Annotated in this window: 4 protein-coding genes; all 4 read right to left on the bottom strand. The window is 73.7% G+C overall.

Annotated features, from left to right (window positions below; translation table 11 throughout):
- Positions 1 to 171: 171 nt before the first annotated feature.
- Positions 172 to 1,371 (bottom strand): tetratricopeptide repeat protein, encoded by a 1,200-nt coding sequence (locus tag MTQ10_RS27750; RefSeq protein WP_247473028.1) that lies wholly within the window; start codon positions 1,369 to 1,371, stop codon positions 172 to 174.
- Positions 1,372 to 1,553: 182 nt separating this feature from the next.
- A complete protein-coding gene (locus MTQ10_RS27745; RefSeq protein ID WP_247473027.1) occupies positions 1,554 to 2,456 on the bottom strand; it encodes an ABC transporter permease in 903 nt (300 codons plus the stop codon).
- Positions 2,443 to 3,534, bottom strand: coding sequence for an ABC transporter ATP-binding protein (locus tag MTQ10_RS27740; RefSeq protein WP_247473025.1), 1,092 nt, complete (start codon positions 3,532 to 3,534; stop codon positions 2,443 to 2,445). The genes MTQ10_RS27745 and MTQ10_RS27740 overlap by 14 nt, the downstream gene beginning before the upstream one ends.
- 36 nt (positions 3,535 to 3,570) lie before the next feature.
- Positions 3,571 to 4,812, bottom strand: a complete 1,242-nt coding sequence (locus MTQ10_RS27735; protein WP_247473023.1) for a LolA family protein — start codon at positions 4,810 to 4,812, stop codon at positions 3,571 to 3,573.
- Positions 4,813 to 5,059: the final 247 nt, after the last annotated feature.

Genomic DNA, 5,059 nt, shown 5'->3' with positions numbered 1-5,059 from the left:
CCCGTCCGGCCGCGTGCGTGGTGACGCCCGGCGGGCCGACAAATCCCAAACAGGACAGTCGAGACGTCAGTCAGGCGAGGGGTCAGACCCACCAGCGGCGTCACCACGTCACATCCTCACTGTCAGGTCCGGGGCGGGCCGTACGCGTCCGTGGGGCCCGGTGCGGCCGGGTCAGTCCCGTCCGCCGTCCTCGCCGCCCGTGCTCCGGGCGGCGGCGCGGCCGGTGAGGCGGGTCATACGGGCCCGCGCCGAGTCCAGCTCCTCGATGTCGGCGGCTGCGGGACCGTCGCCGGCGGCGAGTTCCTCCCACAGCCCGATCAGCTCGCGGCCCAGGTCCAGCCCCTGAAGCGGGTCGCGCACCGCCCGCCAGGCGGTGGCGGCGCTCTGCACATTGCCGTACGCGGCACCCGCGTCGCGCGCCCGGTGGTGGACGCGGGCCACGGCGAGGGAGAGGCGGAAGGAGCGCAGCGGGTTGCCGTCCAGGTAGGCGACGTAGGCGGAGAGTTCCCGCAGCCGCAGCACGTCGGCGTGTTCGGCGCCGAGCACCCGCACGGCCTCGTTCAGGGTGTTGTCGGCCAGCTCCGACGCCTCCGCCACCCGCCCCGACCGTACGGCCTCGTTGATCTTCTCGACCTGTTCCGCGAGCAGCGCCGGCATCCCCGCGCCGACGGTCGGCTCACCTCCGAGGATCGCCTCCGCCACGACATCGAAGCGTGGCGGAACGGGCGCGGGCGCGGCGGCGGGACCGGCGGCCGGAGTCCGCGTCGGTACGGCACCCTCGGCGGCCTCGGGCTCGGCTTCTGCGGCACTGCCGGACGCCGGCATCACCGGGGGCGGGCCGAAGGAGCCCTGCACGGCGGCCTCGGACACACCGGGCACAGGAGCCTCGGGCGCAACGGGTACACCGGGCGCAGGGGCCTCGGGCGCAACGGGCACACCGGGCACAGGAGCCTCGGGCGCAACGGACACACCGGGCACGAGAACCTCGCGCACGCCGGCCTCGGGCGCGCCAGGCGCAGGGGCCTCGGGCACCCCGCCCTCCGCCACCTCGTCCCCGCCCGGCATCGCCACCGGCTCCCCCGTGAGACGGCTCGACCCGTCGGGGTCCACCCGGAGGGGGACGGCGAATCCGATGCGGTGGTCGCGCACCGTGGCGTACACGGGCCGCCCGGTGCTGCGGGCGATGCCGTACAGATGCCGGAGGACGGCCTGCTGGAGTTCCTCGCCGTCGGCCGGGACGACGGGTACGCCGCTGATCGACGCCCGGCCGGCGTCCGGCCCGGGCGCCGGGACGTGGACGTCGAGCGGCGGCGCGGCGGGCCCCCCGGGCTCCGGCGTGTTCTCCCGCTGCTCGCGGCTGAGTCGAGACATCGCTTCCATCGTGCCCTTCACTGCTCCCCCGCGCCTCTCCCCACCGCTGCGGTCGGCCATGGTCGTCCGTCCGCACGGCGCCGGAGCCTGATGCCGTCCGTACCGTCGAGTCTCCCTGCTCACTCCCGGCGGCGGCGTCACCGCAGCGTCACAGACTCGTCCCGACCACCGTCGGGACGGCGTCAGGAGGTGATGTCCTTCCCGGCGAACCGGGCCCAGGCCGCCGAGCCGAACACGGCCGCGTACAGCCCTTGCAGGCCGAGGTTGCGCCGGACCTCGTCCCAGTAGAGGGGTTCGCGCATCAGGTCGGCGAAGGACAGCCAGTAGTGGGGGAAGAGGTACGGCTGCACGGCGTGCAGTTGCGGTATCTGGTCCACGATCTGCACGGTGATCAGCAGGCCGACGGTCGTCGCCATGGCCGCGATGCCGCTGCCGGTGAGGGTGGACACGAACAGGCCGAGCGCGGCGACGCCGGTCAGGGACGCGGCGACGACCAGCGCGATGAGCAGGGCGCGGGCGAGGCCCTCGCCGAAGCCGATACGGGTGCCGGAGATCGTCGTGAGGTCGCCGAGCGGGAACAGCAGGGCGCCCGTCGCAAGCGCGGAGACGGCGACGACGAGGGTGGCGACCAGGCAGAACGCCATCACGGTCACGTACTTGGCGAGCAGCAGCCGGGTGCGTCCGGCCGGGGCGACCAGCAGATAGCGCAGGGTGCCCCCGCCGGCCTCGCCGGCGACGGCGTCCCCGGCGATCACCCCGACCGCCATCGGCAGGAAGAACGGCAGGGTCGCCGCCAGGGCCGTGAACACCAGGAACAGGCCGTTGTTGGTGACCTGCGAGATGAATGCCGGTCCGTCGCCGCCCCGCCCGCCGGCGGAACCGCCGCCCTGCGTCTCGATCCTCACGGCGATCCCGACGAGGACGGGTACGGCGGCCAGCACCCCGAGCAGCGCGAGGGTGCGCCAGCGGCGCAAGGTGACGACCAGTTCGCTGCGGAACAGGCCGAGCGTCCACAGCGGGCCGGGTGCGCGGGCGGCACCGGCCCGCCCCGGCGTCGGTACGGCGGCGGTGTCAGCCCGCGACATCGAAGCCCTCCCCCGTCAGCGCCACGAACGCGTCCTCCAGCGAGGCGCGTTCCACTCCGAAGCCGCGCACCCGCACCCCGGCGGCGACCAGCGCGGCGTTCAGCTCGGCGAGTTCACCGTCGGGCGGCTCGCCGGACACCCCGTCCTCGGCGACCACGACGTCCCCGACGCCGCGTTCCTTCAGTACGCGGGCCGCGTCCGTAGTGTCCGGGGTGGTCACCACCAGCCGCCCCCGGGCCCGCGCCGCCAGCTCGGCGACCGGGCCCTGGGCGATGAGTCTGCCCTGCGCCATGACCGCCGCGTGCGTGCACACCTGCTCGATCTCGTCCAGGAGGTGGGAGGAGAGGAACACGGTGGTGCCGTCGGCGGCCAGCTCCCGGATCAGGGTGCGGATCTCCCGCATGCCCTGCGGGTCGAGCCCGTTGGTCGGCTCGTCGAGGACGAGGAGTCTGCGCGGCTGGAGCAGCGCGGCGGCGAGACCGAGCCGCTGCTTCATCCCGAGCGAGTACGCCTTCGCCTTCTTCCCGGCCGCCGCGGTCAGCCCCACCCGCTCCAGCGCGGCGCCGACCCGCGCACGCCGGGTGCGCGGGTCGGCGGTCGGGTCTGCGGCGTCGTACCGCAGCAGGTTGTCCCGTCCGGACAGGAAGCCGTACAGCGCGGGCCCTTCGATGAGGGCTCCGACCTGCGGCAGTACGGCGCGGGAGGCGCGCGGCATGGGCTGCCCGAGCACCTGGGCCGTGCCGGAGGTCGGCTCGATCAGGCCCATCAGCATGCGGATGGTGGTGGTCTTGCCGGAGCCGTTCGGCCCGAGGAAGCCGAAGACGCTGCCCGCCGGGACGGTCAGGTCGAGACCGTCCACGGCGAGCTGCCCACCGCGGTAGCGCTTGGTGAGGGCGCGGGTGCGGATGACCGGGGCGGGCGCGTCGGTGTCGGCCGTGTCCGCGGCCGGTGCGGTGGCCGCCTCCTCCGCGGGCGCGGGCGCGCCGGCACGGGCGCGGGCCTCGCCGTCCGTGGACGGCGGGGCGGTACGGCTCGTGTCGGCCGGCGCTTCCGGCCGTGGGGCGGACGGGTCACCCATGCGCATCGGCTCCCGGTGCTCGTTACGTGGTCGCTGTCACCCGGCGTTCGCGGTGCGGACGAGGGTGTCCTTGTCCACGGTGCCGACGTAGACCTTGCCGTCGTCGGTGACGAGGGCGTTGACCAGGCGGGTGGAGAAGACCGTGCCGGAGCCGAACTTGCCGCTCACCTTGTCGCCCAGCGAGTCGAGGAAGCCGCCCAGGTCGCCGCCGACCTCGGAGCCCGACGGGATGCCCTGGCCGCCGGTGTCGAAGGTCGCGACGGCGTTCCAGCCCGTGCCGACGATCTTCGCTCCGTCGACCCCCTTGCCGAAGGCGCCGGCCCCGAACTCCGCGCCCGGCAGACCCTTGCCGGTGTGCTCCCGGTCCGGGGCGGCGTTCTCGCCCTCGGTGACCTTGGCGCCCTTGGGCGGGGTGAAGTCGAACGTGGAGGCGTCCGGCTTCGCGAAGCTGACCTTGGTGAAGCCCACGTCGACGACGGCCGCGCCGCCGGCGGCCGGGGTCAGCGTGAACTTCAGCGGCATCCCGGTCTTCGCGTCGACGGCGATGCTGACGGCGCCGACGGTGGTGCCGGACTGCTTCGGCTCGATCAGCAGCTTGTAGGCGTCGCGGCCGGCGACGTGGACCGTGCCGTCGACCGTGACGGACGTGGTGTCGTCGACCGCCTTCAGGGCCTCCTGGGCGAGGTCGCGCGGGGTGGCGGGCAGCTCCCCGGTGTCACCGTCCTTGCCTCGCTTGCCGTGCTTGCCGGCGTCGTGCTCGCCGTCGGCGGTGGCGTGGTACACCTCGTTGGACTTGCTGTCGTAGCCCCAGACGTCCTGGCCGTTGTGGATGAGGCTGTACTCGGCGGCGTCCTCGAGGATGGAGACCTTCTGCCGGTCCGGCCCGTCGGCGGCGACCCGCAGCGTGTGCGAACCCGAGGCCAGCTCTGTCACCTTGGCCGACGGGTCGGCCGCGGAGCCGTCGTCGCCGGAACGCCCGCCCTGGCCGGAGCCGAAGCTCTTCTCCAGGCCGCCCAGGCCGGGCAGACCGAGGTCCGTGTTGATCTTCACGGTGCCGGACAGCTGCTGCACATCCGACGCGGCGATCTTCTCGATGAGCTGCTGTGCGCTGATGTCCGGCAGGTCGGGATCACCGGAAGCGGCGAGTGCGGGGACGATGCCGATCGTCGCCGCCGCGACTCCCACCACCGCGACCGGGACGGCGTAGCGCGACGCCTTGCCGCGTCCCTTGAGCGGGCCGGCGCCGGCCGTGCTGTCGTCGGACTCGTACGGTGCCATGTGCCTTACCTCCGTAGTCGGCGGCGGCGTCCGTCGCTCTCGCGCCGTGGCGCAAGGATCCCACCGAGCCGCCATTCTCACCCGAACCGGTGAACTTTGGTGTCTTTCCGTATGCACCAGTCGACCAAATCGGCCGTGAGAGTTCGTCAACCCCGGGAGCCAACTCCACGTACTGCTCGGGTATGACACGCAGCCCCTGAAGTACCCCCTCCCGTAGGGGATGTGGGCCTGGGCGGGGGCCGGTGGG

The organism is Streptomyces sp. XM83C, assembly GCF_023072675.1.
GTDB lineage: Bacteria > Actinomycetota > Actinomycetes > Streptomycetales > Streptomycetaceae > Streptomyces > Streptomyces thermocoprophilus.
The sequence above is the reverse complement of the archived record's forward strand: the minus strand, read 5'-3'. Positions and strand labels throughout refer to the sequence as shown.